Origin of the sequence: Propioniciclava sp. (assembly GCF_029977985.1) — a bacterium.
Lineage (GTDB): Bacteria > Actinomycetota > Actinomycetes > Propionibacteriales > Propionibacteriaceae > Propioniciclava.
The window spans coordinates 1-26,388 of the sequence record NZ_JARKOT010000168.1 but is presented as its reverse complement, the minus strand read 5'-3'; the positions used below and the strand labels follow the sequence as shown (position 1 = coordinate 26,388).

General features: G+C 70.7%; 23 protein-coding genes. 14 read left to right on the top strand and 9 right to left on the bottom strand.

Annotated elements, in window-relative coordinates; genetic code table 11:
• A partial coding sequence (locus Q1K57_RS10565) for a disulfide bond formation protein DsbA (RefSeq protein ID WP_300082137.1) occupies positions 1-542 on the bottom strand: 542 nt, incomplete at its 3' end.
• A 95-nt stretch (positions 543-637) separates the two neighbouring features.
• On the opposite strand from Q1K57_RS10565, the gene pepN reads away from it, so the two are divergent.
• Positions 638-3,226, top strand: coding sequence for an aminopeptidase N (pepN, locus tag Q1K57_RS10560; RefSeq protein WP_300082143.1), 2,589 nt, complete (start codon positions 638-640; stop codon positions 3,224-3,226).
• A 76-nt stretch (positions 3,227-3,302) separates the two neighbouring features.
• Positions 3,303-4,106, top strand: coding sequence for a Nif3-like dinuclear metal center hexameric protein (locus Q1K57_RS10555; protein ID WP_300082134.1), 804 nt, complete (start codon positions 3,303-3,305; stop codon positions 4,104-4,106).
• Between the two features lie 12 nt (positions 4,107-4,118).
• Here Q1K57_RS10555 and Q1K57_RS10550 read toward each other — a convergent pair whose 3' ends face one another.
• The gene (locus Q1K57_RS10550; RefSeq protein WP_300082131.1) at positions 4,119-4,313 is read right to left on the bottom strand and encodes a hypothetical protein; all 195 of its coding nucleotides are present in this window, start codon (positions 4,311-4,313) and stop codon (positions 4,119-4,121) included.
• A 41-nt stretch (positions 4,314-4,354) separates the two neighbouring features.
• Here Q1K57_RS10550 and pyrR point away from each other — a divergent pair, with 41 nt between their 5' ends.
• The 3 genes from pyrR to Q1K57_RS10535 are packed head-to-tail and all read left to right on the top strand — an operon-like array spanning position 4,355 to position 7,160.
• Positions 4,355-4,936 carry a bifunctional pyr operon transcriptional regulator/uracil phosphoribosyltransferase PyrR gene (pyrR, locus tag Q1K57_RS10545; protein ID WP_300082128.1) on the top strand — a complete coding sequence of 194 codons (582 nt, stop codon included), beginning with the start codon at positions 4,355-4,357 and terminating at the stop codon, positions 4,934-4,936.
• Entirely contained in the window at positions 4,936-5,871 is a 936-nt protein-coding gene (locus Q1K57_RS10540; RefSeq protein WP_300082125.1) for an aspartate carbamoyltransferase catalytic subunit, read from the top strand. Before pyrR ends, Q1K57_RS10540 begins: the two co-directional genes overlap by 1 nt.
• The gene (locus Q1K57_RS10535; protein ID WP_300082123.1) at positions 5,868-7,160 is read left to right on the top strand and encodes a dihydroorotase; all 1,293 of its coding nucleotides are present in this window, start codon (positions 5,868-5,870) and stop codon (positions 7,158-7,160) included. The genes Q1K57_RS10540 and Q1K57_RS10535 overlap by 4 nt, the downstream gene beginning before the upstream one ends.
• On the opposite strand, the gene Q1K57_RS10530 is transcribed toward Q1K57_RS10535, so the two are convergent.
• On the bottom strand, positions 7,144-8,112 hold the full coding sequence (locus Q1K57_RS10530) for a WYL domain-containing protein (protein ID WP_300082120.1): 969 nt from the start codon (positions 8,110-8,112) through the stop codon (positions 7,144-7,146). The genes Q1K57_RS10535 and Q1K57_RS10530 overlap by 17 nt on opposite strands.
• Positions 8,113-8,173: 61 nt before the next feature.
• Here Q1K57_RS10530 and Q1K57_RS10525 point away from each other — a divergent pair, with 61 nt between their 5' ends.
• On the top strand, positions 8,174-8,746 hold the full coding sequence (locus Q1K57_RS10525; protein ID WP_300082117.1) for a DUF664 domain-containing protein: 573 nt from the start codon (positions 8,174-8,176) through the stop codon (positions 8,744-8,746).
• A gap of 21 nt (positions 8,747-8,767) precedes the next feature.
• Entirely contained in the window at positions 8,768-9,415 is a 648-nt protein-coding gene (locus Q1K57_RS10520; protein ID WP_300082115.1) for a phosphatase PAP2 family protein, read from the top strand.
• Positions 9,416-9,730: 315 nt separating this feature from the next.
• Here the strand turns inward: Q1K57_RS10520 and Q1K57_RS10515 are convergent, their stop codons facing one another.
• Positions 9,731-10,735, bottom strand: a complete 1,005-nt coding sequence (locus tag Q1K57_RS10515; protein ID WP_300082113.1) for a LacI family DNA-binding transcriptional regulator — start codon at positions 10,733-10,735, stop codon at positions 9,731-9,733.
• Between the two features lie 80 nt (positions 10,736-10,815).
• Between Q1K57_RS10515 and gndA the strand changes: the two genes are divergently transcribed.
• Positions 10,816-12,267 (top strand): NADP-dependent phosphogluconate dehydrogenase, encoded by a 1,452-nt coding sequence (gndA, locus tag Q1K57_RS10510; protein WP_300082110.1) that lies wholly within the window; start codon positions 10,816-10,818, stop codon positions 12,265-12,267.
• Positions 12,268-12,488: 221 nt separating this feature from the next.
• Here gndA and Q1K57_RS10505 read toward each other — a convergent pair whose 3' ends face one another.
• From Q1K57_RS10505 to Q1K57_RS10490, 4 genes are all read right to left on the bottom strand, one after another.
• Positions 12,489-13,124 carry a host attachment protein gene (locus tag Q1K57_RS10505; RefSeq protein WP_366525368.1) on the bottom strand — a complete coding sequence of 212 codons (636 nt, stop codon included), beginning with the start codon at positions 13,122-13,124 and terminating at the stop codon, positions 12,489-12,491.
• 566 nt (positions 13,125-13,690) lie between these two features.
• Positions 13,691-14,524 carry a shikimate dehydrogenase gene (locus Q1K57_RS10500; protein ID WP_300082107.1) on the bottom strand — a complete coding sequence of 278 codons (834 nt, stop codon included), beginning with the start codon at positions 14,522-14,524 and terminating at the stop codon, positions 13,691-13,693.
• Positions 14,521-15,381 carry a thioesterase family protein gene (locus Q1K57_RS10495; protein WP_300082104.1) on the bottom strand — a complete coding sequence of 287 codons (861 nt, stop codon included), beginning with the start codon at positions 15,379-15,381 and terminating at the stop codon, positions 14,521-14,523. The genes Q1K57_RS10500 and Q1K57_RS10495 overlap by 4 nt, the downstream gene beginning before the upstream one ends.
• A gap of 10 nt (positions 15,382-15,391) precedes the next feature.
• Positions 15,392-17,209 carry a long-chain fatty acid--CoA ligase gene (locus Q1K57_RS10490; protein ID WP_300082101.1) on the bottom strand — a complete coding sequence of 606 codons (1,818 nt, stop codon included), beginning with the start codon at positions 17,207-17,209 and terminating at the stop codon, positions 15,392-15,394.
• Between the two features lie 95 nt (positions 17,210-17,304).
• Here Q1K57_RS10490 and Q1K57_RS10485 point away from each other — a divergent pair, with 95 nt between their 5' ends.
• From Q1K57_RS10485 to ettA, 5 genes are all read left to right on the top strand, one after another.
• Positions 17,305-17,760 carry a MarR family transcriptional regulator gene (locus Q1K57_RS10485; protein ID WP_300082099.1) on the top strand — a complete coding sequence of 152 codons (456 nt, stop codon included), beginning with the start codon at positions 17,305-17,307 and terminating at the stop codon, positions 17,758-17,760.
• A 4-nt stretch (positions 17,761-17,764) separates the two neighbouring features.
• A complete protein-coding gene (locus tag Q1K57_RS10480) occupies positions 17,765-20,611 on the top strand; it encodes an FAD-binding and (Fe-S)-binding domain-containing protein (protein WP_300082095.1) in 2,847 nt (948 codons plus the stop codon).
• Positions 20,612-20,709: 98 nt separating this feature from the next.
• Positions 20,710-21,471, top strand: a complete 762-nt coding sequence (locus Q1K57_RS10475) for an enoyl-CoA hydratase/isomerase family protein (RefSeq protein ID WP_300082092.1) — start codon at positions 20,710-20,712, stop codon at positions 21,469-21,471.
• A 36-nt stretch (positions 21,472-21,507) separates the two neighbouring features.
• Positions 21,508-22,215 carry a phosphatase PAP2 family protein gene (locus Q1K57_RS10470; protein ID WP_300082089.1) on the top strand — a complete coding sequence of 236 codons (708 nt, stop codon included), beginning with the start codon at positions 21,508-21,510 and terminating at the stop codon, positions 22,213-22,215.
• A gap of 48 nt (positions 22,216-22,263) precedes the next feature.
• Positions 22,264-23,946 carry an energy-dependent translational throttle protein EttA gene (ettA, locus tag Q1K57_RS10465; RefSeq protein WP_300082086.1) on the top strand — a complete coding sequence of 561 codons (1,683 nt, stop codon included), beginning with the start codon at positions 22,264-22,266 and terminating at the stop codon, positions 23,944-23,946.
• On the opposite strand, the gene Q1K57_RS10460 is transcribed toward ettA, so the two are convergent.
• The gene (locus tag Q1K57_RS10460; protein ID WP_300082083.1) at positions 23,933-24,436 is read right to left on the bottom strand and encodes a single-stranded DNA-binding protein; all 504 of its coding nucleotides are present in this window, start codon (positions 24,434-24,436) and stop codon (positions 23,933-23,935) included. The two genes, ettA and Q1K57_RS10460, sit on opposite strands and share 14 nt — an antisense overlap.
• A gap of 627 nt (positions 24,437-25,063) precedes the next feature.
• Between Q1K57_RS10460 and istA the strand changes: the two genes are divergently transcribed.
• The coding region (gene istA, locus Q1K57_RS10455; protein WP_300082080.1) for an IS21 family transposase at positions 25,064-26,388 on the top strand (1,325 nt) is incomplete at its 3' end.

Genomic DNA, 26,388 nt, shown 5'->3' with positions numbered 1-26,388 from the left:
GTGACCTTGACGAAGCCGTCGAACAGGTCACCGGCAGCCTCGCCCTTGGGGGCCGGGGAGATCACCGGCCCGAACAGGGCCATGCCGTTGACGTGGAGCACCGGCGTGCCGACCTCGTCGCCGACGGCGTCCATACCGGCGTGGTGAGAGGCGCGCAGCGCGTCGTCGTTGGCGTTGGTGTAGCCCAGGTCGGCCAGTTCGGCCGGCAGGCCCGTGTCGGCGAGGGCGGCCTCGATCGTGGCACGATCCTTGGGCGCGCCGCCGGGGTGGAAGCGGGTGCCGATGGCGGTGTAGAAGGCGCGCAGCGCGTCCGACCCGTGCGCGCGCTCCACCCCGAGCGCCACGCGGGCCGGGGCCCAGGCGGCGTCCATGTGGGCGCGATAGTCCTCGGGCAGATCCCGGCCCTCGTTGAGGACGGACAGACTCATGACGTGAAAGGTGGTCCGCACGTCGCGCACCTGCTCGACCTCGAGCATCCAGCGCGAGGTCATCCATGCCCACGGGCACGTCGGATCGAACCAGAAGTCAACAGTCTGCGTCATGCGGTGCAGCCTAGTGGCGTCGCGTGTCCCGTTTCGCGGGCCGGGGCCGCTAGGGTGGGCCGGAGTTGTCGACCGTACCGAGGATGGAAGCCCGTATGTTCCCCGCCAACATCACGCGTGACGAAGCGGCCACGCGCAGCCAGCAACTCGATGTCACCTCCTACGAGGTGCTCGTCGATCTCAGTGGACGCCGCCCCGACGGCTCCCCCCTCGCCGACGCCGCGGGGACGTTCGTGTCCACGACGACCGTGCGCTTCTCGTCGGTCGCCTGCGCGACCCACGCGAACCTCATCGCGCAAGCCGTGCTGGCCTGCCGCCTCGACGGGCAGGACGTGGCGGCCGAGGCGTTCGACGGCGAACACCTGGCACTTCAGCTCGACGCCGGCGACCACGTCCTCGAGGTGACCTCCGTGATGCGTTTCTCGCGCACCGGCGAGGGCCTGCACCGCTTCGTCGACCCGGCCGACGACCGGGTCTACCTGTATTCGCAGTTCGAGTCGGCCGACGCACGCCGCATGTACGTCACGTTCGAGCAGCCCGACCTGAAGGCCACCTTCCAGCTCTCGGTGCTCGCCCCGGCGCACTGGACCGTGCTCTCCAACTCCCCCGCTGTCGAGCCGCAGCCGGTGGACGACGCGATCGCCCGCTGGGACTTCGCGCCCACGCCCCGGATCTCCACCTACATCACCGCGCTGTGCGCCGGCGACTTCCACTCCGTGGCCGGCGCCTACACGCGCGAGGACGGCTCGACGATCCCGCTGTCGATCCACGTCCGCCAGTCGGTGGCCGATCACCTCGATGCCGACCGCATCCTCGAAACCACGCAGCGGGGTTTCGGCGTGTTCGAGCACCACTTCGGTCGCCCCTACCCGTTCGCCGACTATGCGCAGGTGTTCGTGCCGGAGTTCAACTTCGGCGCCATGGAGAACGCGGGCTGCGTCACGTTCCGCGACGAGTACATCTTCCGCAGCCGCCAGACGGCGGCCAGCTACGAGACCCGTGACAACACGATCCTGCACGAGATGGCCCACATGTGGTTCGGCGACCTCGTGACCATGACGTGGTGGGACGACCTGTGGCTCAACGAGAGCTTCGCAGAATGGGCCTCCCACTTCGCGCAGGACGAGATCCGGAAGCTGTTCGGCGACCGCGCCAACCCGTGGGCCACGTTCACCAACCAGCGCAAGACGTGGGCCTATCGGCAGGACCAGTTGCCCTCGACCCACCCGATCGCCGCCGACATGTACGACCTCGAGGCGGTCGAGCTCAACTTCGACGGCATCACCTACGCCAAGGGCGCCTCGGCGCTGCGCCAGCTCGTCGCCTTCGTGGGCGTCGAGGACTTCCTCGCCGGCGTCCGGGCGTACTTCGACGAGCACGCGTTCGGCAACACGCAGCTCACCGATCTCCTCGAGCATCTGGAGGCCGCCTCGGGACGCGACCTGTCGTTCTTCACGAGCCAATGGCTGCAGACGGCCGGCGTCAACACCCTGGCCGCCGACTGGGAACTGGACGCGGACGGCGCGTTCAGCCGCTTCGGCATCCGGCAGTGGGCGCTGCCGGCGTGGCCGACGTTGCGCCGGCATCGCATCGCCGTCGGCTTCTACGACCTCGTCGATGGCCGGCTGACACGCACCGAGCGGTTCGAGTTCGACATCGACGGCGAGTACACCGAGGTGCCCGAGATCGTCGGACGCCGTCGGCCCGGCCTGCTGCTCATCAACGACGACGACCTGACGTACGCGAAGATCCGCCTCGATCCGGGTTCGCTGGCGACCCTGGTGGGGAACGTCCACCTGCTCGGCGACGAACTGGCCCGCGCACTGTGCTGGGGCGCCACCTGGGATCTCGTCCGCGACGGCGAGATGTCGGCGTCCGACTACGTGGAGCTCGTGCTGCGCGGGGTGGGGGTCGAGTCCGACCTGACCGCCGTGAGCGCCCTGCTCGGGCAGGCCCGCCAGGCCATCGACTACTACGCCCCGCGCGCGCAGCGCCGCGAGCTCGCCGACCGTTGGCAGGTCGGCATCGCGAAGCTCATGGCGGACGCCGACCCCGGCTCCGACCACCAGCTGGCGCTCGTCCGGGCACTCGCGCTGGCGATCAACGACGCCGTGGGCGCCGAGTTGCTCAAGGCATGGCTCGCAGGCGAGGAGGTGCCCGAGGGCCTGGCCGTCGACACCGACCTGCGCTGGCGGCTCCTCACCGAACTGGCTCGCGTGGGTGCGGTCGGCGAAGCGGAGATCGCGGCCGAGGCCGAGCGGGACCGCACCGCCACCGGTGCCGAGAAAGCCGCCGGCGCCCGTTCGGCCCTGCTGGACGCAGGTGCCAAGGCCGACGCGTGGGCGGCAGCCACGGAGCGGGAAACGCCGAACGAGACGCACTTCCAGGTCGTCACGCAGTTCTGGCAGCTCGATCAGGACGAGGTGAACGCCGACTACGCAGACCGCTACCTCGACGTGGTGGCCGCGATCGCGGAGCAGCGCGACGGGTGGGGCGACCGGTCGTCGACGATCCGGCAGCACGTGCTCAGCTGGCTGTTCCCCCGGCCACTCGCCGATCAGACGTTCCTCGACAAGCTGGACGCCTTCCTCGCCGAACGAGACCTGCCGGACTCGGTGCGCCGCCTCGTCGTGGAGCGTCGTGACGACGCCGCCCGGGCCCTGCGGAACCAGGACGCCGGCTGAGCGAGGTCGCGTTCGCGCGCCGAGCACCCTGTGCCGCCAGACTCCGGGTGCGGAGGCGACGGTAGCATCGGGCAGCGTGAGCACAACGGTGGGTGAGGTCGTCAGCTGGCTGGAAGCGGCCTACCCGCCGCGCCTGGCCGAGGAGTGGGATCGCGTCGGCCTCAGTGTCGGCGACCCGGACGCCGCCGTCGACCACGTGTTGCTCACGGTGGACGTCACGGACGCCGTCGTCGACGAGGCGGTCGCGCTCGGGGCGCAGCTCATCGTCGCCCACCATCCGCTGTTGTTGCGCGGCGTCCACGCGGTGCGCGTCGACCAGCCGAAGGGGCGCGTGGTGACGCGCCTCATCCGGGCCGGCATCGCCGTGTTCAGCGCGCACACCAATGCGGACGCCGCCGCCGACGGCGTCGCGGACGCCTTGGCCAACGTGCTGGCGCTGACGGATCGGCGTCCCCTCGACGACCACGGCCAGGGCCGCGTCGGAACCCTGCCCGCGCCCCTGCCGGCCCGGGCCGTCGCCCAGGCTCTCGCCGAGGGCGTCCCGACCACGGTGGCCGGGGTCAAGCTGGGTGGCGATCCCGACCGGGTCGTCGCCACGGTGGGCGTCGTCGGCGGCGCGGGCGACTCGATGCTGGACGCCGCCCGTGCGGCCGGCGTGGACTGCTACGTGACGGGCGATCTGCGCCACCACCCGGCCCAGGACTTTCTCGCGCACGCCGACGCGCCGGTGCTCATCGACGTGCCGCACTGGGCGGCGGAATGGCTGTGGCTGCCGGCGGCCGAGCGCACCCTGCAGATGGCTGCGCAGACGGCAGGCCGGGCGGTGACGTCGACGATCTCGCGGATCAACACCGATCCCTGGGTGCTGCGCTTGGGCTGAAGATCGCCCGCCTCAGCGGGACTCGAGCTCGCTACCCGGCCGCGCGCGGCGGAACCAGGCAGGACCCATGATGGGCAGCGTGATGACGGCGGCGATGACCGTGGGGATCGCAACGATGAGGACGAGCAGGTCGAGCACCGACGGGCTGTAGACCTCGGGCCAGCCCGGCAGGGTCTCGAGGATCGGGAATCCGAGCAGGTGAGCCATGGCCGAAATGGTAGCCGACGCTGCGCTAGATTGGGGCTCCGATGAGCGCCTCCCAGATCCTGCCACGCCCGGATGATGCCCGTGTCATCTGGGACGCACCGGATGTCTCACGGGCCCTGCGCCGCATCGCCGCCCAGATCGTCGAGGCGAACCGCGGCACCGACAACCTGGTCCTGCTCGGAATTCCGACCCGTGGGGCGCCCCTGGCCCAGCGGCTCGGCACCTTGATCGCCACGGCCGAAGGGGCCGACGTGCCCGTGGGCGAGCTCGACATCACCCTGTACCGCGACGACCTGCGCCGCCACCCCACGCGGCCGGTCGGGCGTACGCGTGTGCCGGCGTCCATCGACGGAGCCACGGTGGTGCTCGTCGACGATGTGCTTTACTCGGGCCGCACCATCGCGGCTGCCATGGACGCCCTGAAGGATCTCGGCCGCCCCCGCGCCGTCCGGCTGGCGGTTCTCATCGACCGTGGTCACCGCGAACTGCCCATCCAGGCCGACCACGTCGGCAAGGATCTCCCGACGGCGGCCGGAGAACACGTGCGGGTGAGCATCGCAGAGCTCGACGGTACGGACGCCGTCACGCTCGTCCGCAGCTCCGACCAGTCCGAGGAGTCGTGATGCGCCACCTGCTCAGCACCGGGGACCTGAGCCGCTCCGAGGCCCTCGCCATCCTCGACCTGGCCGAGGAGATGCACGAGGTGCAGCGGCGCTCGATCAAGAAGCTGCCCGCCCTGCGCGGCCGCACGATCATCAACATGTTCTTCGAGGACTCCACGCGCACGCGCACCAGCTTCGAGATCGCCGGGAAGTGGATGAGTGCCGACACCATCAACGTCTCGGCGAAGGGGTCGAGCGTCAGCAAAGGCGAGTCGCTGCGCGACACGATGCTGACGCTGGACTCGATGGGCGTCGACTGCTTCGTCATCCGGCACCACTCCTCCGGCGCGGTCGCGCAGGCGGCCGGCTGGGTGCAGGCGCACGTCGTCAACGCCGGCGACGGCGCCCACGAGCACCCCACGCAGGCACTCCTCGACGCCTACACGATGCGGCGGCACTTCCGCACGCGCGGCCTCGGCGACGGCTTCGAGGGGAAGCGGATCGCCATCGTCGGCGACCTGCTGCACAGCCGCGTCGTCCGGTCGAACGTGCTGCTCCAGCGGGTGCTGGGCGGCACGGTGACGCTCGTGGCACCCCCGACCCTGCTGCCCACGGGCGTCGAGAACTGGGACGCCGCCGTCACCTCCGACTTCGACTCGGTCCTCGACAGGGCCGATGTCGTCATGATGCTGCGCGTGCAGCGCGAGCGGATGGCGTCCGGCTTCTTCCCGACCGAGCGCGAGTACACCGCAGGTTTCGGGCTCACCCGGGAACGGCTCGCACGCCTCAAGCCGACGGCCGCGATCATGCACCCTGGCCCGATGAACCGAGGCGTCGAGATCAGCTCGGAGGCCGCGGACGCGGCGTCCTCACGCGTGCTCGACCAGGTCTCCGCGGGCGTCGCCGTCCGCATGAGCGTGCTGTACCACCTGCTGGGTGGGGAGGGAGAGGAATGAGCGCGGTCTCGACAGGCTCGTCCAGCCGGCCGCTCGTCGTCACCGGCGTGCACCTGGCCGACGGCACCGGCACCGATCTCGCGATCGTCGACGGTCGGTTCGTCGAGGTATCGGACGCCCCCAGCGACGCCGAGCGCATCGACGCCGGCGGGCTCATCGCCCTGCCGGGCCTCGTCGACCTGCACGCGCACCTGCGCGAGCCCGGCCGGGAGGACGCCGAGACGGTCGAGTCGGGCACGCGGGCTGCGGCGCGCGGCGGCTACACGGCCGTCTTCGCCATGCCCAACCTGACGCCGACCACCGACACCGCCGAGGCCGCCCAGTACGTGGCCGACCTGGGCCGCCGCGACGGATCGTGCGAGGTCGTACCGATCGGCGCGGTGACCAAGGGACGCGAAGGCCACGAGCTGGCCGAGCTGGGGCTCATGGCCGCCACCGGCGTCCGGGTGTTCTCCGACGATGGCGCGTGCGTGTCCGACAGCCTCCTCATGCGCCGGGCACTCACCTACCTGAAGCCCTACGACGGCGTCGTGGCCCAACACGCGCAGGACCCGCGCCTGGCCGGCCCGGGTGCGTGCGCGCACGAGTCGGAGATCTCTGGGCGCCTCGGCCTCGGCGGCTGGCCGACGGTCGCCGAATCGACCATCATCGCGCGGGACGTGATGCTCGCCGAGTTCACCGGCGGCCGCTACCACGCCTGCCACCTGTCGACCGCGGAGAGCGTCGACGTCATCCGGTGGGCGAAGAAGCGCGGCATCAACGTGACCGCCGAGGTCACCCCCCACCACCTCCTGCTGGACACGCCGCACGTCGAGACCTACGACACCACGTTCAAGGTGAACCCGCCGCTGCGGACCTCCGAGCACCTGGAAGCGGTCCGCGAGGCGCTCGCCGACGGCACGATCGACATCGTCGGCACCGACCACGCCCCGCACGCCGTCCAGGACAAGGACCACCCGTTCGACGTCGCCCTGCCCGGCATGCTCGGGCTGGAGCAGGCGCTCGCGGTGGTCAAGGAGCTGATGGTCGACACCGGCCGCATGGACTGGGCGACGCTCGTCGAGCGCATGTCCGCGACGCCGGCGCGCATCGGCCGGCTGGCGCACCAGGGGCGTCCGATCGCTGTGGGCGAGCCGGCGAACCTGGTGCTCGTCGACCCGACGCGCCGGGCGACGGTCGACAAGAACACGTCGGCGTCCCGGTCGCGGAACAACCCGTACCACGGCCGCGAGCTCCCCGACCCGGTCGAGCTGACGGTGTGGGCCGGGCGGATCACGTACCGGCGCTGACAGCGCCGCCGAACCCGGCGACCCGGTTGCCGAGGCGGATGAACGCGTCGCGGAGGGCGTCGGGCTCGACGACGGTGAGCGCACAGTCGAGGGCGAGGCCCGCCCGAGTGAGGTACCACGCGAGCGTCTCCAGCCGGTCCTCCTCGCCGCGCACTTCGGTGCGGCCACCGGGCAGCGCCGTGAGGCGCACCTCAGGTCCCCACCAGCCGGCGGCGGCGACCGCGTCGGGCGGGGCGTCGTAGACGACGGTGTACGGGGTGCCCCGCCACGCGTGGGCGACGGCGCGGCGGACGTCGTCGGCCGGGTCCGGACCCGGGCGCGGACGGAAGCGCCACGTGGTGGCGGTGACGGCGTCCATGCGATCGATGCGGAAGGTGCGCCAGTCGTCGCGGTCGGGGTCGAAGGCGTGGAGGTACCAGCGGCGTCCGGTCGTGACGACGCCCGTGGGCTCGACGTCGCGCTCGGAGGGCGGATCGCCGTAGGCGAAGCGGACCCGCGTGTGGTCGCGGACGGCCGTGGCGAGCGTGACGAGGGCGTCGGCGTCCACGTCGCCGGTGGGCCGGCGCACGTCGATGACCTGACCCAGCGCGCGCACGTGATCGCGGAGGGCGGCCGGGAGCACCTGATCGAGCTTGCCGAGGGCCCGCACGGCCGCTTCGCCGGCCCCGGTCACGTGCGAGCCGGCGGCCACGCGGAGAGCGACGGCCACGGCGACCGCCTCGTCGTCGGCGAGGAGCAGCGGCGGCAGGCGCAGCCCGCGGCCGAGCCGGTAGCCACCCTCGGCGCCGTGCTCCCCCGCGACCGGGTAACCGAGCGAGCGAAGCCGCTCGATGTCGCGACGGATGGTGCGCGTGGTGACGCCAAGGCGATCGGCCAACTCCGTGCCGGACCACTGGGCCCGCGCCTCCAGCAGCGAGAGCAGGCGCAGCACACGGGCGGTCGTGTCGGGCATGAACCGAGTGTGCCAGAGGCTGCGGACAGAAACTGTCCTAGTTCGGCGGGATGCTGGGCACATGCTCAAGCCAGACCAGTACACCGAATCCGCAGCCCTCGTGGGCTACCTCGACGACCAGCTCCGCGCGCTCCGCAACGCTGCGCACGGACTCTCCGACGACCAGGCGCGTGCCACGCCACTGCGCAGCGCGTTGTCCATCGGCGCCCTGCTGAAGCATGCGGCCTCCATCTGCGAGGCCTACGCGGACGCCGCGGACGGCCTCCCGCCGCGCGATGACCGCTTCGAGGCGTACTTCGAGAACCTGCAGATGCTGCCGGGTGACACCTTGACCGCGGTGCTGGAGCGGTTCGACGCCGCCGTAGGCCCGTACCTGGCGGCCGTGGCCGACGCCGATCCGGACGCGGAGACCCTGGAGGACCCAGCGCCCTGGTTCGGCGTCACCGAACGGTTGCGGGCCAACAAGCGCTTCCGGCTGATGCATCACGTGGAGGAGTTCGCGCGGCATGCCGGCCACGCGGACATCATCCGCGAGCAGTTGGACGGCGCCACGGCCGGGAGCCTGCTGCTGGCTGTCGAAGGGCTCCCCGGCAACGAGTTCCTTCAGCCATGGACGCCGCCCGTCGACGTGTGAGGGCGCCGGTAGGGTGCGGGCGTGACGCTCGGGAAACGCCTGCTTCCGCTGGCGTACCTGCCCGTGTTCCTCGCGTGGTACTTCGCGCTGGAGGGGCGCGACACGGCGTCCATGATCGTGGTCGAGTCGCCGCTGGACGCCCTCGTGCCCTTCGACGCGACCTGGATCGTCGGCTACCTCGCGTGGTTCCCGTTCCTGCTGGGGGGCATCGCGTGGCTCTACGCGGTGGACCTCCGGGCGTTCCGGGAGATCCCGCGGTTCGCGTGGCTGCTCATCGTCGGCATGACCGCGTGCCTCATCGGCTACACGCTGTGGCCGACGACGGTGACGCTGCGACCAGAGGTCTACCCCGACCAGGGCTGGGCGACCGCCGTGGTGGCGGGGTTGCAGGGCTTCGACGACCCGGCGAACGTCTTCCCGAGTCTGCACGTGTACACGTCGATCGTCGTGGCGCACTGCATCGCGGCGAGCCGGTACGTGCGTCGAGCATGGGTGCGCGTCGCTGCGTGGGTCGCCTGCGTCCTCATCGCCGCGTCGACCTGCTTCCTCAAGCAGCACTCGGTGCTGGACGCCGCCGGTGCGGCCGCGCTGTTTGCGATCGTGCTGGGCGCGTGGCATGTCCTCCCCCGCACGGTGCGCCCGCCCCGGCCGGATGCCGTCGCCGACTGACCGGCCGAGGTGGACTGCTCTCCGACATTGACGCTCCGCCTGCGAGTTCGTGCGTCAGGGGCGCTTCGTGGGCGCACTCGTCCGCTCGTGCCCTAGGCGGTGGTGTGGGGGAACTGCGCGGCGAGAGGATCGGGGAGCTGACGATGGATCGGTAGACGCGGGCGGCATGACAGGCACGCCGCTTGGGCACATGGACGCCGCTTGGGCACATGGACGCCGTTTAGGCCGCACCCAACGCCGCTTAGGACCACAAACGCCGCGTCTACGCGGCGTGGTTGCCCCTAAGCGGCGTCCTTACCGACGAGCGGCCAGGGCCTACGCCGGACCCGTGCTCCCCCGGACCATCAGCCGGACGGGCACGGTGACGGGGAGGTTCTCGGGTGGCTTGGTGCCGTTGAGGCGGGCGACGATGACGCGGACGGCGGCGTCCCCCAGCATGGTGAGCGGGGCAGCGACGCTCGTCAGGCCCGGCGCGACGAGCGCCGACGCGAAGATGTTGTCGAACCCGACGATGCTCACCTGCTCGGGCACCCGGATGCCCCGCTCGGCGAGGCCCTTCATCAGGCCGATCGCCATCAGGTCGTTGAAGCAGATGACCGCCTTGGCGCGCCGCGCCGCGATGACCTCGGCGGCCCCGCGGCCACCCTGCAGGGTCGGCGCGAACGGGCCGACGCGATGCTCCGTGAACCCGAGCTGGCCAGCCGAATCGCGGACGCCTCGCCAGCGGATCCCATCGCCCCAGGACGCCTCTGGCCCCGCCAGGTACGTGATGCTCCGATGGCCGAGACCGACCAGATGCTCGGCGGCTTTGCGGGCGCCGTGGGCCATGTCCGGCACGATGCAGTGCAGACCCGCCACGCGCCGGGTCAGCACCACGACGGGCAGCGTCTTCGCCACGGTGCGCAGCTCGGTGTCTGAGAGACGAGAACCCGCGATGACAAGGCCGTCGAGCAGCGGCATCGACCGCCGCAGCATCTCGCGCTCCATCGCCTCCGACTCCTGCGCGTCGATCAGCGTCACGACGAAACCAGCCTCCGCGGCCGCCGCCTGACACCCCCGGATCACGCGGAAGTTGAACGGGTTGGTGATGTCCGCGACGGCGAGCCCGATGATCTTCGTGGTGCTCTTCGCCGTCGTCCGGCCCACCTCGCGCGCCCGATACCCCAGCTCCTCGGCCACCTTGCGAATGTGGTCAGCGGTCTTGGCGCTCACGCGCCCCGGGCGCGAGAACGCCCGCGACACCGTCGACGGGCTGACCCCGGCCACCCGGGCAACATCATAGATCGTGGCATCCGAACCCGTCGCTGCGTCGTTGGCCATGGGGGGGAGCCTAGCAACCCCACTCCGGCCCCGCCGCCGAATAGCGGCCCGGCCAGCAGTCCCTACGGCAAGATGGGCCCATGAGCGACAAGACAGCAACGGCGCAGATCGGCGTGATCGGCATGGCGGTGATGGGCTCCAACCTGGCCCGCAACTTCGCGAACCACGGCTACTCCACCGCCGTGTTCAACCGTACGTGGGCCCGCACCGAGGGCGTCCTGACGGCCCATCCCGAGGCGAACTTCATCGCTTCCGAGACCATCGAGGAGTTCGTCGACTCCCTGGAGAAGCCGCGCCGCATCGTCATCATGGTGCAGGCCGGAGCGGGCACTGATGCCGTCATCGACGAACTCGTCCCCCTGCTGGAACCCGGCGACATCGTGGTCGACGGCGGCAACGCCTTCTTCCAGGACACGCGCCGCCGCGAAGAGAAGCTGCGCGCCCACGATCTCCACTTCGTCGGCGCCGGCATCTCCGGCGGTGAGATCGGCGCGCTCGAGGGCCCGTCCATCATGCCGGGCGGCTCCGAGCACTCCTACGCCTACGTGGGGCGCATGCTCGAGGACATCTCCGCCACGTTCGAGAGCCCCGACGGCCCGGAGCCCTGCTGCACCTACATCGGCACCGACGGGGCCGGCCATTTCGTCAAAATGGTCCACAACGGCATCGAGTACGCCGACATGCAGTTCATCGGCGAGGCCTACGACCTCCTTCAGGGCATCGGTCTGACCGCCATCGAGGCGGCTGACGTCTTCGCCGAATGGAACACCGGCGACCTCGACTCCTACCTCATCGAGATCACCTCCGAGGTGCTCCGGCAGGTGGACGCCGCTACCGGCAAGCCGCTCGTCGACATCGTCGTGGATGCCGGGGGCATGAAGGGCACCGGCACCTGGACCGTCCAGGAGTCCCTCCGCCTCGGCGTCCCCGCCGCAGCCATCGCCGAGGCCGTGTTCGCCCGGGCGGCGTCCAGCTCACCCGACCTGCGCGCCGCGGCCAAGGCGGCGCTCACCGGCCCCGACGGCCAGATCGCGGACGCCGACCGCACCGCCTTCGTCGACGACGTGAAGAACGCGCTGTGGTGCGCCAAGGTGATCGCCTACGCGCAGGGGCTGGACCTCATCCGCGTCGCGGCGGCCGAATACGGCTGGACGATCGACGTCGGCGCCGTGGCCCGCATCTGGCGAGCGGGCTGCATCATCCGGGCGAAGCTCCTCGACCGGATCAGCAACGAGTACGCCGCAGCCGACCTGACGACGCTTCTCGAGGCGCCCAGCATCCGGGCCGGCCTCACCGAGGCCAATCCCGCCTGGCGTCGGGTGGTGGCCGCAGCGGCGACGGCCGGCGTCCCGATCCCCGGGTTCGCGTCGGCACTCGCCTACTACGACCTCGTCCGCGCCGAACGCACCAACGCCGCCCTCACTCAGGGGCTGCGCGACTTCTTCGGCTCGCACACCTACCGGCGCATCGACACCGAGGGGGTTTATCACACCTTGTGGAGCGGCGATCGATCGGAGGTGCGCGAGAGCTGAGACCCTTTCGGGGGTGGCGGACGCCGCGGGTGGTGGTCTAGCGTGGAAGGGCACACCAGCGCACCGAACCCTCAGGAAGGAGCGCCCCCGACAAGGATGTCGGGGGCGCTCCGCAGCCCGGGATTCGCGCGGGTCGCGACACGCTCCGCTCACGCGGTCTCGGCCAGATCGACCAGCGCTGATGCCGTGGTTCACGTGGTGGCTCGCCCGACGGTGGGGCGTTACCAGAGCGTCAGTGCCGCGATGCCGCCTTCAGCCGCGAGGCCGGGGTGGTCGACCACCGTGACGTTCGCGCCGGTCTCCGCGGCCTGCTCGAAGGCACGCTCCAGAAGCAGGTCATCGGCGAGGTCTCCGAGAAAGGTGCGCGCCTCGGGGGTCACGTCGGCGCGGGCCAGCTCCAGACCGGGCACGACGACCAAGTGCTCGACCCGCTGCTCGGCGAGCGCACGCAGGACGGCCGCCCCGCCGATCTCACCGCGCCCGTCCGTCATGGCTGCCTGGGCCAGAGCGTCCGCCGCCACCTTGCCGTCGCGTTCGCGGGTCACCTCGGCGATCGTGTCGGCGAGGCGCTCGGCGACCGCCGGGGCGTCCTCGCCGGTGATCTGCGCCTCGACCGTTGCCCCGACGCGGTCGCGCACCTGGGCCGGCAGCGCCTCGACGAAGGCCTCCAGCGTTCCGGGAGCGTGCGCGATGACGATCGAGGCGACGTCGAGCCCCGGCAGAGCCCTGACCAGCTGATCGGCGGCGTCCGCAAGGAACCGCTTCGTGTACTCCTCGGCGCGCGCCTCCACCTGCTGCTCGTGCGTCCGCAGCTTGGGCAGCCGGCCACCTCGCTCCCGCCCCGGCTGGAACGCCACAGCTCGAGGTCGAACTCGACACCCGTCTCGGTGCCGTCGACGATGCGGCCGTCCCACCACCGCAGGACGCTCATCTCGTCGGCGTCCAGCAGGACGATCGCCACAGCGCGCCCTCGGTCGACCAGGTCGACGAGCGGCGTGATCCACGGCCGCTCGTCCCAACGGGCCTGGGAGGCGTCGAGCGTCAGCTGCGAGGTGATCCGCTCGCGGAAGCTGCCGTCGAGGGTGCAGAACAGCGCCACCGACCGGCCACGCTGAGCCGGCGTCAGGTCGCGCACGTCCTCCTCGATCTGACGCTCCGCAGCGCGCCAGGCGAGCACGGTGTCGCGGTCGCCCTCGGCGTCGATCGCTGCCCCGACCTCGCGCAGGCTGTTGCGCAGTTCAACGAGCCAAGCCGGGTTGTCGGAGTTGTTCTCGGGCTTGCGGGGATCGGTGTCGAGGTACACCGACACCACGGGGGCATCGGGCCGGGCGGTGGACAGCTCGGTCAGGGTCTCCGGGTGCGGATCGGACGGCATGGATCTCCTCATGTTCGAAAGAGTGTCGATCCAGCCTAGCCAATGGCATCAAGCACCCTCCGGCGTCGTGCGATTCAGGGCGTCGAGGGCCGCGGCCAGCAGCGGTTCGGCCGGGCAGTCGAGGCCCGTCATCAACCTGATCTGATCCAGGGCCTGCCCCACGAGTAGGTCGAGACCGGAGAGCTGCACGATCCCCGCGGCGCGGGCCGCCTGGTCGAGGTGTGTCGGGTAATGGTTGTAGGTCACATCGAAGGACGCCCCCACGCCTGCGACGAGCCCTGCGGCCACCGCGGGCGGCAGCGGCGCAGACACGGTCGACACGAGGACGTCGGCCGTGGCGTCCGGCACGCTCCCCCAGGCGCCGTGTTCGAGCCGGACGCCGAGGCTCCCGGCAAGTGCCCCCAAGGACGCCTCCGCCCGCTCGCGCGAGCGGGCCAGGACGAGCGCCTCCGTGAGGCCCATGGTCGACAGCGCGTAGAGCGCCGATCGGGCGGTGGCCCCGTTGCCGAGCAGCAGTGCCGTGCGCGCGCGCGTGATGCCGGCACGCGCGAAGGCACCGACGAGCCCCGTCACGTCGGTGTTCTCCACCCGGGCAGGCGTCCCGAAGAGAAAGGTGTTGCCCGCGTCGAGCCGCCGCGCGATCTCGGATGCCTCTCCCAGACCCAGCACGGCCGACTTCAGGGGTGCCGTGCACGACAGCCCGACCCACTCCGGGCCGCAGCCGGCGACGAAGGCGGGGAGATCGGCGACGCCCACCTCGTGGCGCCCGTAGTGCCAACGATCGGCGATGCCGAGCACCTCGTAGGCACGGGTGTGGATCAGCGGGCTCAACGAGTGCCCCACCGGCTGGCCGAGGACGGCGCAGCGCCACACCTCGGTCATGAGGCGACCGCCGGCCACCGTTCGCCCGCGACCCGCAGTTCCTCCGGCAGGGGTGCGGGGCGACCGGCGGCGTCCCCGTGAACGACGACCGAGGTCGAGCGGGCCGTGATCCTCCCCGTCACCGGCTCGACGATCTCGGCGGCCAGCGTCGACGAGGTCCGGCCGAGTGCACCGACGGCCGTCCGCACGACGTAAGGCTCCCGCTGATACGTCATCTGGGCGGTGTGGCTCAGATCCTGCCGCACGAGCAACCACGTCCGCGCCGCCTGCGCCTCCATGGTGGCGCGGATGGCGTCGGGCAGCAGCTCGCCGTAGAGCGCCACCCGCGCCTCGGCGACGTAGTCGTAGTAGAGCGTGTTGTTGACATGGCCGTAGCGGTCGATGTCCGACCAGCGCACCGCGATGGGGTGTTCGTGCGCCGCCGCACCCACCCGCCAGCGGCCGACGTCGCGCAGGGGCTCCAGCGGCTCGGCCACGGACGCCAGCCAGGACCGTTCGGACACCCCCAGCCGCGTCGGCCGCCCGGCCGCGAAGTCGAACTGGGCGAGGACGGTGCGGGCGCGGACGACGAGGCGTCCGTGCTCGAACACCTCGTAGGCGACGGTGAACCGGGCCGCGCCGACGTCCCCGACGCGCACGGCAACCTCCAGCGGCTCGGGCCCGAAGGCGATCGACGCCAAGTACTCGACCTGGTGGCCGGCGACGATGATGCCGTTGCCGAGCAGGTGCGCAGCCGGGCTGTCCTGGAGGAGAGCGACGCGCGCCTCCTGCAGGTAGTCGAGCACTGCGGCATTGTTGACGTGCCCCTGGGCGTCCAGGTCGACCCACCGCTGGGGGATGCGGAAGACGGCGCTCACCGGCCTCCGCTCAATCCTCGGGCTCGGCGTCGTAGAGCGAGTCGACGACGTCGGCGTACGTGTCAGCGAGCTGGCTGCGGCGCAGCTTCATGTTCGCCGTGACCCCACCGCCCTCCACCGTGAGTTCGTGGTCGAGGATCGCGTACCGCTTCACCGTCTCCCACCGTTCGAGCTTGGCATTCGCCCGGGCGAGGAAGCGGTCGATGGAGGCGCGCATCTCGGGCAGTTGGGTGAGCTCGGCGTAGCTGAGCCCCTCCTTGCCGTGGCGGCTCGCCCAGTTCTCGACCGAAGTGGGGTCGAGCGTGAACAGCGCCGACACGTACTTGCGGCCGTCGCCGACCGCCACCACCTGCGACACGTAGGGGATGTTGGCCGCCAGCGTGCCTTCGACCTTCTGCGGCGCCACGTACTTGCCGCCGGAGGTCTTCATGAGGTCCTTCTTGCGGTCGGTGATGCGGAGGTAGCCGTCCGCGTCCAGCTCGCCGATGTCGCCGGTGTGGAACCAGCCGTCGACGAGCACCTCCGCGGTTCGCTCCGGATCCTTGTGGTAGCCGCGCATGACTCCTGGCCCGCGGAAGAGGATCTCGCCGTCGTCGGCGATACGGAACTCCGACCCCGGCAGAGCCGGCCCCACGGTGCCGAAGCGCGGCTTCGTCGGCACGTTCACCGCCGCGACGGCGGACGTCTCGGTGGAACCGTAGCCCTCGACGATGACGATGCCCGCCGAGTAGAACCACTCCTGCACCTGCGAGCTCAGCTTCGCCGACCCGGAGATGAAGAACTCGATGTTGCCCCCCATGCGTTCCTTCAGCTTGCTGAAGACGAGCTTGTCGGCGACGGCGTACTGCACCTTGAGCAGGCCCGGGAGTTGACGTCCGGCCAATCGCTGCGCGTGCGAGCGGCGGCCGACGCGGAACGCCCAGCGGGCGATCTTGCCCTTGACGCCGCCGGCAGAGTTCGCCTTCACCGCGTTGCGGACCTTCTCGAAGACCCGGGGGGCACCGCACATGAAGGTGGGCCGGGTGGCCCCGAGCCCGGCCACGATGCGGTCCTGCCGGCCGTCGACGGCCGAGGCGAAGCCGATGCGGAGCTGAATCATCATGACGGCCTTGCCGAACACGTGGGACAGCGGCAGCCAGAAGTATTGGAGCTTGTCGTGCTGGATGATGTCGAGCTCGTCGATCGCGACGCCCTCGTAGGTCCAGTTGCCGTGAGTCAGCTCGACGCCCTTCGGCATACCGGTCGTGCCGGAGGTGTAGATGAGGGTGGCCAAGGTGCCCGGTCCGGTCGCCTTCACCGCGTCGTCGACCGCCGACGGATGCTCCGCCAAGTGCGCGCGGCCCTTGGCGCGCAGGTCATCGAGCGAGAGGGCGTCCTCGTCGGTGCCGTCGAGCAGAATCGCCGCGCGGATCTGGGCCGGGTCGACCGCGGAGTTGCGCAGTTTCGTGAGCTGCTCGACGTTCTCGGCCACGAAGTAGTGCGACTCCGAATGCGAGACGATGTGTGCGAACTCGGGCCCCTGGGTGTTCGGGTAGACCGCCGTGGTGGCGCCGCCCGCGCAGTTGACGGCCAGGTCGAGCAGCACCCATTCGAGGCGCGTGTTCGACGCGATGGCGACCCGCTCCTCCAGCTGCAGCCCCAGGGCCAGCAGTCCGGCGGCGATGTCCCAGATGTCGTCCTTGGTCTGGGCCCAGGTCAGCGACTGCCAGTTCTCGCTCGCGTCCGGGTAGCGGAGCGCCTCGCCGTCGGGCGTCGCGGCCACGCGCTCGAGGAACATCGCTCCCACGGTGGGCGGTCGTTCGGCGAGCACCTGCTCGATGGTCGTCATGGAATCCTCCCCTCGCCGGCCCCCCTGCCGGCGGCGTTTGGGACAGTCTAGGGGACCGAGAAGATTGAATGGTCAAGAACGGGTAGGATCGTGGCATGTCGTCGAACGAGGTCCGCTGGCTCACGCTGCCGCAGCAGCGGGTGTGGCGCGCGTTCCTCGATGGGGTCGCTCACATCCAAGAGGGGCTGGACGCCGACCTGCGCGCCTACGGCCTCGACCTTGCCGAGTACGAGATCCTCGTGAGGTTGTCGGAGTCCGAGGGCCGGGCGCGGCGCATGTCGGACTTGGCGAGTGCCGCCCGCCAGTCGCGATCCCGGCTCACCCACACGGTGACGCGCATGGAGCGCAAGGGACTCGTCACCCGCACACCGTGCCCCGACGATCGCCGCGGCGTCATCGCCACCCTCACCGACGACGGCTACGCCTTGCTCGAACGGGCCGCGCCGAAGCACGTGGAGGGCGTTCGGCGCCTACTCGTCGACGCCGTCGCCCCCGACGACTACGAGGCACTCGGACGCGCGATGCGGGCCGTCGCCGAGGTGCAAGACTGAGGCGGTGAGCGCCGACGCCTTGTGGGACACGCTGAACCTGCTGCTGCACCACGACGGCGTGCCCCTGCCCGACGACTCGACGCTCACGCGTGCCCTGTACTCCACCGACGCCTCCCTCTACCGGGTCGTGCCACGCGGGGTGGCCACCCCACGCGACCGCTCCGAACTCGTCGCCCTCGTGAACGCCTGCCGCACCCGCGGAATCCCCCTCACGATGCGAGGCGCCGGCACGTCGTGCGCGGGGAACGCGGTAGGCCCGGGACTGGTGGTGGACGCCGCCCGGCACCTCCACACGATCCACGCGATCGACGCCGAGGCACGCACAGCCGTCGTCGACCCCGGCGTGGTCCAGGACGTCCTGTCCCGTGCCGCCCGAACCTACGGCCTGCGGTTCGGCCCCGACCCCTCCACGTTCACGCGCTGCACCGTCGGCGGCATGATCGGCAACAACGCCTGCGGCCCCCGCGCACTGGGCTACGGCCGGACCTCCGACAACGTGGTCGCCCTCGACGTCATCACAGGGACAGGTGAGCGGCTGACCCTCGACAGCCGCACCGACCTGACGGCCACCGACTCCCCGACCCTGCGCGCGCTGCACGCGCTGGTGCAGGCCAACCTCGGCGTGATCCGCACCCAGTTCGCCACCTTCAGCCGCCAGGTGTCGGGGTATTCGCTGGAGTGGCTCCTGCCCGAGAACGGCTTCGACGTGGCCAAGTTCCTCGCCGGCAGCGAAGGCACGCTCGCCGTCGTGACCCGGGCCACCGTGCGGCTCGTCGCGGACGCACCGCACAAGACCATGCTCGCGCTCGGCTACCCGACGATGGCGGACGCCGCCGACGCGATGCCGAGGATCCTCCCCTTCTCCCCCACCGCCGTGGAGGGCATGGACCGACGGATCGTCGACGTGGTGTTGCGGGCGCTCGGGGCCGACGCCGTCCCGCGGCTGCCCGAGGGCGACGGCTGGGTGTTCGTCGAGCTCGTCGACGACGATCGCGACGCCATGGCCGAACGCGCTGCGGGGCTACTGGCGGCGTCCGCGTGCCTCGACGGCGAAGTGGTGGACGACCTGAGCGTCGCCGCCGCCCTGTGGAAGATCCGCGCGGACGGCGCCGGGCTCGCCGGCGTCAGCCTCGACCGGCCGGCCCACGCGGGCTGGGAGGACGCCGCCGTGCCCCCGGCGCGGCTCGGCGCCTACCTGCGGGCGTTCGACGCGCTGCTCGCCCGGCACGGGCTGCACGGGCTTCCTTACGGGCACTTCGGCGACGGCTGCGTGCACTGCCGCATCGACTTCCCGCTGATGCAGGAGGCCGAGGGGGCGGCGTCCTATCGGCGGTTCGTGGAGGAGGCGGCCGACCTGGCGGCGTCATTCGGCGGGTCGATGTCCGGCGAGCACGGCGACGGGCGGGCTCGCTCGGAGTTGCTGCCCCGGATGTACTCGGCGGAGGCACTGGCCCTGTTCGCGGCCGTCAAACGCATCTTCGACCCGGACAACCTGCTCAACCCCGGCGTCCTCGCGGATCCGGCCCCCCTGGACGCCGACCTGCGGGCCGTCGCGGCACGCCGCTCGCCCCTGCTCCGGACGCACCCACGCTTCGTCGAGGACGTGCACCGCTGCACCGGGGTGGGCAAGTGCGTGGCGTCGACCGGAACCAACGTCATGTGCCCCAGCTGGCAGGCGACACGGGCCGAGAAGGACTCGACGCGCGGCCGCGCCCGCGTGCTGCAGGAGATGGTGAACGGGACGCTGGTCACCGACGGCTGGCGGGCCGCCGAGGTGCACGAGGCCTTGGACCTGTGCTTGTCGTGCAAGGGTTGCGCCCGTGACTGCCCCACGGGGACCGACATGGCCGCCTACAAGTCGAGCGTGCTGCAGGAGGCCTACCGGGGGCGGCTCCGCCCGCGGGACCACTACTCCATGGGCTGGCTGCCGATGTGGGGCCGGCTGGCGTCGTCCTCCCCCCTGCTGGGTCGGCTGGGGAACGTGGCGCTGCAGACGCCAGGTCTGTCCCGGCTCGTGACGTGGCTCGCCGGTGTCGATGCCCGGCGCGGCATGCCCCGGCTGGCCTCGGGGTCCAACCGGGCGGCGGTGGCCCGTTCGCTGACTCGACCCCCGCTGGTTGAGCCTGACGAACGGAGTGCCGCACCGAGCCGCGGCGAGGCCGTCGTGTGGGTGGACTCGTTCAGCGACGCGTTCGAGGGGAACAACGTGGCGGCGACCGCGGCGGTGCTGATCGAGGCGGGGTGGACGCCGCGGCTGCTGGAACGCAAAGCCTGCTGCGGCCTGACGTGGATCACCACCGGCCAGCTCGAGCACGCGGCACGCGAGTTGCGGACGGCCACGGACGTGTTGCACCCGTTCGCCGCCCGCGGCGTCCCGATCGTGGGGACCGAGCCGAGCTGCCAGGCGGTCTGGCGCTCGGACGCCCTCGAACTCGTGGACGACCCGCGGGTCGCCGAGGTGGCAGCGGCGACGCACACGTTGGCCGAGCTGCTGGCCTCGGCCGATGGCTACGGCCTGCCCGACCTGTCGGGGCACACGATCGTCGCGCAGCCGCACTGCCACGAGGCGTCCGTGATGGGGTGGGGGGCAGAGGAACGGCTGCTGCGCGCCACCGGCGCAACGCTTGTCAAGGTCGGCGGCTGCTGCGGGCTGGCGGGCAACCACGGCATGGTCGCGGGTCACTACGACTTCAGCAAGGCCGTGTTCGAGACCCAGCTCGGCCCGGCGCTGGCCGCCGCCGGACCGGACGCCATCGTGCTCGCCGACGGGTTCAGTTGCCGCACCCAGCTCGCCGACCTCCAGGGCCGTCAGGCGTTCACGCTGGCCGAACTGCTGGTGGCCCACCCCTGACGCCGCCTGGGGTCAGAAACGCCGGGTCTGCGCGGCGTCCCTGCGCCCAACCGGCGTCGATGGCTCGGCGGGGCGACGAGTCGCGGCAGGATGGAGCCATGGGTTCCATCGACCTCGCCCGGGACGGCCACGTCGCCGTCGTCACGTTGAACAGACCCGACAAGCGGAACGCGATGACGGACGCGATGTGGCGTCAGGTTCCGGCGGTGATGGCCGAGGTGGACGCCGACGACGACCTGCTCGTCACGGTCGTGCACGGGGCGGGCGGCTCGTTCTGCGCCGGCTCCGACATCGCCGATCTCGACGCCCTGCACCACGCCGAGGGGCCGATCAACGCCGAGGAGGCCTTGGCGCGCAGCCCGAAACCGGTCATCGCTGCCGTCGAAGGGCACTGCCACGGCGGCGGGTGTGAACTGTCGCTGGGCGCCGACCTGCGGATCGCCGGCGCGGGCGCGCAGTTCTCGATCCCGCCCGCGAAGCTCGGCATCGTGTTCCCCGTCTCGGCGACCCAGCGGATGATCCATCTCATGGGCCCCGCGGTCACCAAGGAGTTGCTGTTCACCGCCCGGCGCATCACCGCCGAACGGGCCCTCGCCTTGGGCCTGGTCAACGAGGTCGTCGCAGACCGCAGCGCGTTCGACCGCGCCCTGGAGGTCGCCCGGGGCATCACCGAGCTGAGCCAGCTCACGGTGCGCGCCTCGAAGGAGATCGTCGACGGGCTCGTGCGCCGCGACCTGAGCGCCGAAACGGCCATCGCGTGGGTGCGGCGGGCGAACGCGTCCCCCGACCTGCTCGAGGGGCGGGACGCCTTCGCCGAGCGCCGACCACCGGTCTTCACCTGGCGGCCCCCGCGACGTTGACTGAGCCCTACACTCTCCCCTGACAAGGGGGTCTTCATGGCAGGTTCCTTCGTGCGTCGCTACCGCGACGACACCTCGGAGCCGACGAAACGGTCGGTGGCGCGGGACATCGCGATCCGCGGGTTGCTGCCCGCGCTGGCGCTGCTCGCGATCGTCTACCTCGTGGGCGAGTTCGTCCTGCCCCGCGAGGGCGTCGGTAACGAGTCTGTCGTCAACCAGCAGCTGCAGGCGGGCCTGACGCCGACCCTCGATCTGTTGGCATTGGCCGCCTCGCAACTCTTCGGCGTGATCGGGGCTCCGCTCATCGCCGTCGTGGCGGTGGTCGTGCTGTGGCTCACGACGCGCCAGTGGTGGCTCGCGCTCGTGCCCCTCGTTGCGGTCGCCCTGGAAGCCCTCGTCTACCAGACCGCCGCCCTGCTGGTGGCCCGCGCCCGGCCCGAGGGGGTGGAGCAGATGGACTTCGGCCTGCCCGAAGCCAGCTTCCCGAGCGGTCACGTCGGCGCGACGGTGTGCCTGATGGCGGTCTTCACCCTCCTCGCACTCGCCTCCGACAAGCCGCGCTGGGTGCCGGTCGCCTGGGCGGTGGCCGGGGTCGTGGCCGTCGTCTGCGTCGGCGCATCGCGGCTCTACCTCGGCATGCACCACGTGAGCGACCTGGTGGCCGGGCTGCTGATCGGTCTGATCAGCGCGGTGATCGGCTGGCTCGTCATCCGGCGGCACCCTGGGCGCGGGGCGGCGTCCTGACGGGCCTATACTGGTCGGCGATTCCACCCGCACCCGACAGGATGGTCCATGCCCGAATTCGTGTTCACCATGCACAACGTCCGCAAGACGGCTGGTGAGAAGCTCATCCTCGACAACGTGACGCTGTCGTTCTTCGAGGGCGCCAAGATCGGCGTCGTCGGCCCGAACGGCGCCGGCAAGTCGACCATGCTCAAGATCATGGCCGGCCTGGAGAAGCCCAACAACGGCGACGCGAACCTCGCCAAGGGCAAGACCGTCGGCATCCTGCTGCAGGAGCCGCCGCTCACCGAGGACAAGACGGTCCTGCAGAACATCGAAGAGGCCGTCGCCGACACCAAGGCCAAGCTCGACCGGTTCAACGAGATCGGCATGGAGATGGCCGAGCCGGACGCCGACTTCGACGCCCTCATGGCCGAGATGGGCGACCTGCAGACAGAACTCGACCACCGCAACGCCTGGGACCTCGACAGCCAGCTCGCCCAGGCCATGGACGCGCTGCAGTGCCCGCCCGGCGACTCGCCCGTCACCCACCTGTCCGGCGGTGAACGCCGCCGCGTGGCGCTGGCGAAGCTGCTGCTCGAACAGCCCGACCTGCTGCTGCTCGATGAGCCCACCAACCACCTGGACGCCGAGAGCGTGAACTGGCTCGAGGGTCACCTCAAGAACTATCCCGGCGCCGTGCTCGCCGTGACCCACGACCGGTACTTCCTCGACAACGTCGCGCAGTGGATCTGCGAGATCGACCGCGGCCGCCTGCACCCGTACGAGGGCAACTACTCCACCTACCTGGAGACCAAGCGTCAGCGCCTCCAGATCGAGGGCAAGAAGGACGCCAAGCGCGCCAAGATCCTCGAGAAGGAACTCGAGTGGGTGCGCGCCAACCCCAAGGCCCGGCAGGCCAAGAACCGTGCCCGCCTCGCCCGCTACGAAGAGCTCGCCGCCGAGGCCGAGCGCAACCGCAGCATCGACCTCGCCGAGATCAACATCCCGCCCGGCCCGCGCCTGGGCGCCGACGTGCTCGCCGCCACGAAGCTCACGAAGGGCTTCGGCGACCGCGTGCTCATCGAGGACCTGTCGTTCACACTCCCCCGCGCAGGCATCGTCGGCGTCATCGGCCCGAACGGCGTCGGCAAGACGACGCTGTTCAAGATGATCGTCGGCGAGGAGCAGCCCGACTCGGGCGAGCTCAAGGTGGGCCAGACGGTCAGCTTCAGCTACGTCGACCAGAGCCGTGGCGGCATCGAGGCGAAGAAGAACGTCTGGGAGGTCGTCTCCGACGGTCTCGACCACATCAAGGTAGGCAACTTCGAGATGCCGTCCCGCGCCTACGTGGCCTCGTTCGGCTTCAAAGGCCCCGACCAGCAGAAGCTGGCCGGCGTCCTCTCCGGTGGTGAGCGGAACCGCCTCAACCTGGCGCTGACGCTCAAGCAGGGCGGCAACGTGCTGCTGCTGGACGAGCCGACGAACGACCTCGACGTCGAGACCCTCCAGTCGCTCGAAGACGCCCTGCTCGAGTTCCCCGGCTGCGCGGTGGTCATCTCCCACGACCGGTGGTTCCTCGACCGCGTCGCGACCCACATCCTCGCATGGGAGGGCAACGACGACGACGAGGCGGCCTGGTTCTGGTTCGAGGGCAACTTCGCCGACTACGAGGCCAACAAGGTCGAGCGTCTCGGCGCCGAGGCCGCCCGCCCGCACGCCAGCAAGCACCGCCGGCTTACGCGCGACTGATCGCCTCCTTCAGCTCGGTGGAGGCCGGCGCCTCCCTCAGGTCGGCGTCGTCGAGCACGACGCCGTCGGCGTCGACCCGGTAGCTCTCGACGTCGTCGTCCAGGTCGTCGGGCGGCTCGGACGCCACCGGGCGCGGCTGGTTGCGGATGAAGGTGGAGTGGCCCCGGCGCAGGTCGAGCGCCACCCACAGGGCGTCGACCTCGAAGTCCTCGCGGGGCTCCCCGTTCTGATTCGTCCACGCCTGCGTGGTCAGCTTGCCGTGGACGATCACCGGATCGCCCTTGCCGATGCTGTCGCGGATGTTCTCGGCCAGCCGCCGCCACGCCGTGACGCGGTACCACGTGGTGCGGCCGTCCTTCCATTCGCCGTTCCGCTTGATCCGCGGCGTGCAGGCCACGTTGATGATCGCCCGGCCCCCCTCCACGTTCGCCTGCCGCCAGTCGACCGGGCCGCCCACATTGCCCACCAACGTCACCAGTACATCGTTCATCGCGCTGTCCTCTCTGCTCGTGCGCACGCGCGCATCCCTCACCTCCTCATTAGCCCTCGCAGGGTCGAATCCGTCACCGCCGACGAGACTGTGGATGATCGTTTTTCGACGGCAGGGGCCCGACGGCTCGCTCACACACGCGCGAGGGGGCAGCCGCTCCGATGAACGGAGAAGATGCCCCCTCGTAGTCGGGAAGGTGGGAATCAACACGGTGAGGCTTCCCTCCTCCGCTCAGACGTGCGTGTGCGGCGCCAACTGATGACGGCGGCACAGGCCAAACAGGCCAACGTGAACGCCAAGCCATAGGTCCAGGTCATGGAAGGCCCCGTTCAGAACACCGTGATGCAGCGGCGCTGTCGACCCAACTGGTGTGATCGGTCCACTACGGCGGTGCCTGTGATGCCCATGCTGACCCCAATGGCGTTGAGAACGGCTTGTTGGCGGCCACGAGAAACTGCCCAGTGACGGTCATGTAGTTGCCCGCTGGCGGTCATGAAACCTGCCCGGTGGCGGTCATGGGATCTGCCCGACACGACTATCCGTTGCCGACCGCGTCCGTGGTTGGCGTCCCTTCCTCGAGTAGCGATGGCGGTGCTGAAGCGCTCATCCACTCGAGGAAGGGACATGTTGAAGTCTGCCGAGGAAATCATGGAAATCTTGGATGCGTACGACCTGACCGGGTCGTATCGGGACGCCGCCGAACTGGCGGGTTGTTCCCACCACACCGTCAAGAGCTACGTCGAGGCACGGGCTGCTGGCGGGCAGGAGTTGGACCGGCCGGCACGCCGGTCCCAGTTGATCGACGACTACCTGGACAAGGTCGAGGAGTGGGTCGACCGCTCCCAGGGCAAGGTCCGTGCCGACCGGGTGCACGCCAAGCTGGTGTGGCTGGGCTACACGGGCTCGGAACGGACCACCAGGCGGGCGGTCGCGGCTGCGAAGGCTGCGTGGCGGGTCGGGCACCGGCGGGTGCACCGCCCGTGGATCACCGAACCGGGCATGTGGCTGCAGTACGACTACGGTGACGGACCGCTGGTCGAGGGGGTGAAGACGGTCCTGTTCGTCGCGTGGGTGGCCTGGTCCCGGTTCCGGGTGGTACTCCCGCTGCGGGACAAGACCCTGCCGAGCGTGTTCGCCGCCCTGGACGTCACCTTTCGCCGGATCGGGGGCGTGCCCACCTACGTGTTGACAGACAACGAGAAGACCGTGACCAGTGAGCACATCGCCGGCATCCCGGTCCGGAACCCGCAGTTGGTGGCGTTCGCCCGCCACTACAACGTGACGGTCCACACGTGCGTACCGGCCGACCCCGCCAGCAAGGGTGGCACCGAAGCCAGCGTGAAGCTCGCCAAGGCCGACCTCGTCCCTACGAGTGCGAACCTCAGGGATGCCTACGACTCGTTCGCCGACCTGGAAGCCGCCTGCCTGGCGTTCTGCGAGCTGGTCAACAGCCGTCCGCACCGGGTCACCCGCCGAGCGCCGGTCGACATGCTCGCCGAAGAGAAGCTGCGGTTGCACCCGGTCGCCGCCACACCGTTCACGGTCGCGTTCGGCCTCACCAGGGTCGTGCCACCGAACACGCCGATGGTGGCGTTCGAAGCCGGCCAGTACTCCGTCCCCCATGGCTTGTGTGGGCAGACGGTGTGGGTCCGCGCCCACGGCCGCGGCGCTGACGAGGAGGTCGTCATCACCCACGTGGGTGCTACCGGGCCGGTTGAGGTGGCTCGGCACCAGCGGGCCACCCCGGGCACCCCCCAGCTCATCGACAGCCACTTCCCCGACCCTCCTGAAACAGCGGTGTCCCGGACCCCGCGGGCCAAGACCGCCAGCGAGGTCGACTTCCTCGCCCTCGGTGAGGGAGCCCGCCTGTGGCTGTCAGAAGCCGCCGCCGCCGGCACGACCAAGATGCGAGTGAAGATGGCCGCCGCGGTCGAGTTGGCCAAGCTGTTCAC

Bases quoted from the DNA above. Each gene is read 5' to 3' on its own strand.
- pepN (WP_300082143.1), top strand. From the start codon at position 638: ATGTTCCCCGCCAACATCACGCGTGACGAAGCGGCCACGCGCAGCCAG.
- Q1K57_RS10550 (WP_300082131.1), bottom strand. From the start codon at position 4,313: ATGGCTCACCTGCTCGGATTCCCGATCCTCGAGACCCTGCCGGGCTGG.
- pyrR (WP_300082128.1), top strand. From the start codon at position 4,355: ATGAGCGCCTCCCAGATCCTGCCACGCCCGGATGATGCCCGTGTCATC.
- Q1K57_RS10540 (WP_300082125.1), top strand. From the start codon at position 4,936: ATGCGCCACCTGCTCAGCACCGGGGACCTGAGCCGCTCCGAGGCCCTC.
- Q1K57_RS10535 (WP_300082123.1), top strand. From the start codon at position 5,868: ATGAGCGCGGTCTCGACAGGCTCGTCCAGCCGGCCGCTCGTCGTCACC.
- Q1K57_RS10530 (WP_300082120.1), bottom strand. From the start codon at position 8,112: ATGCCCGACACGACCGCCCGTGTGCTGCGCCTGCTCTCGCTGCTGGAG.
- Q1K57_RS10525 (WP_300082117.1), top strand. From the start codon at position 8,174: ATGCTCAAGCCAGACCAGTACACCGAATCCGCAGCCCTCGTGGGCTAC.
- Q1K57_RS10515 (WP_300082113.1), bottom strand. From the start codon at position 10,735: ATGGCCAACGACGCAGCGACGGGTTCGGATGCCACGATCTATGATGTT.
- gndA (WP_300082110.1), top strand. From the start codon at position 10,816: ATGAGCGACAAGACAGCAACGGCGCAGATCGGCGTGATCGGCATGGCG.
- Q1K57_RS10500 (WP_300082107.1), bottom strand. From the start codon at position 14,524: ATGACCGAGGTGTGGCGCTGCGCCGTCCTCGGCCAGCCGGTGGGGCAC.
- Q1K57_RS10490 (WP_300082101.1), bottom strand. From the start codon at position 17,209: ATGACGACCATCGAGCAGGTGCTCGCCGAACGACCGCCCACCGTGGGA.
- Q1K57_RS10485 (WP_300082099.1), top strand. From the start codon at position 17,305: ATGTCGTCGAACGAGGTCCGCTGGCTCACGCTGCCGCAGCAGCGGGTG.
- Q1K57_RS10475 (WP_300082092.1), top strand. From the start codon at position 20,710: ATGGGTTCCATCGACCTCGCCCGGGACGGCCACGTCGCCGTCGTCACG.
- Q1K57_RS10470 (WP_300082089.1), top strand. From the start codon at position 21,508: ATGGCAGGTTCCTTCGTGCGTCGCTACCGCGACGACACCTCGGAGCCG.
- ettA (WP_300082086.1), top strand. From the start codon at position 22,264: ATGCCCGAATTCGTGTTCACCATGCACAACGTCCGCAAGACGGCTGGT.
- Q1K57_RS10460 (WP_300082083.1), bottom strand. From the start codon at position 24,436: ATGAACGATGTACTGGTGACGTTGGTGGGCAATGTGGGCGGCCCGGTC.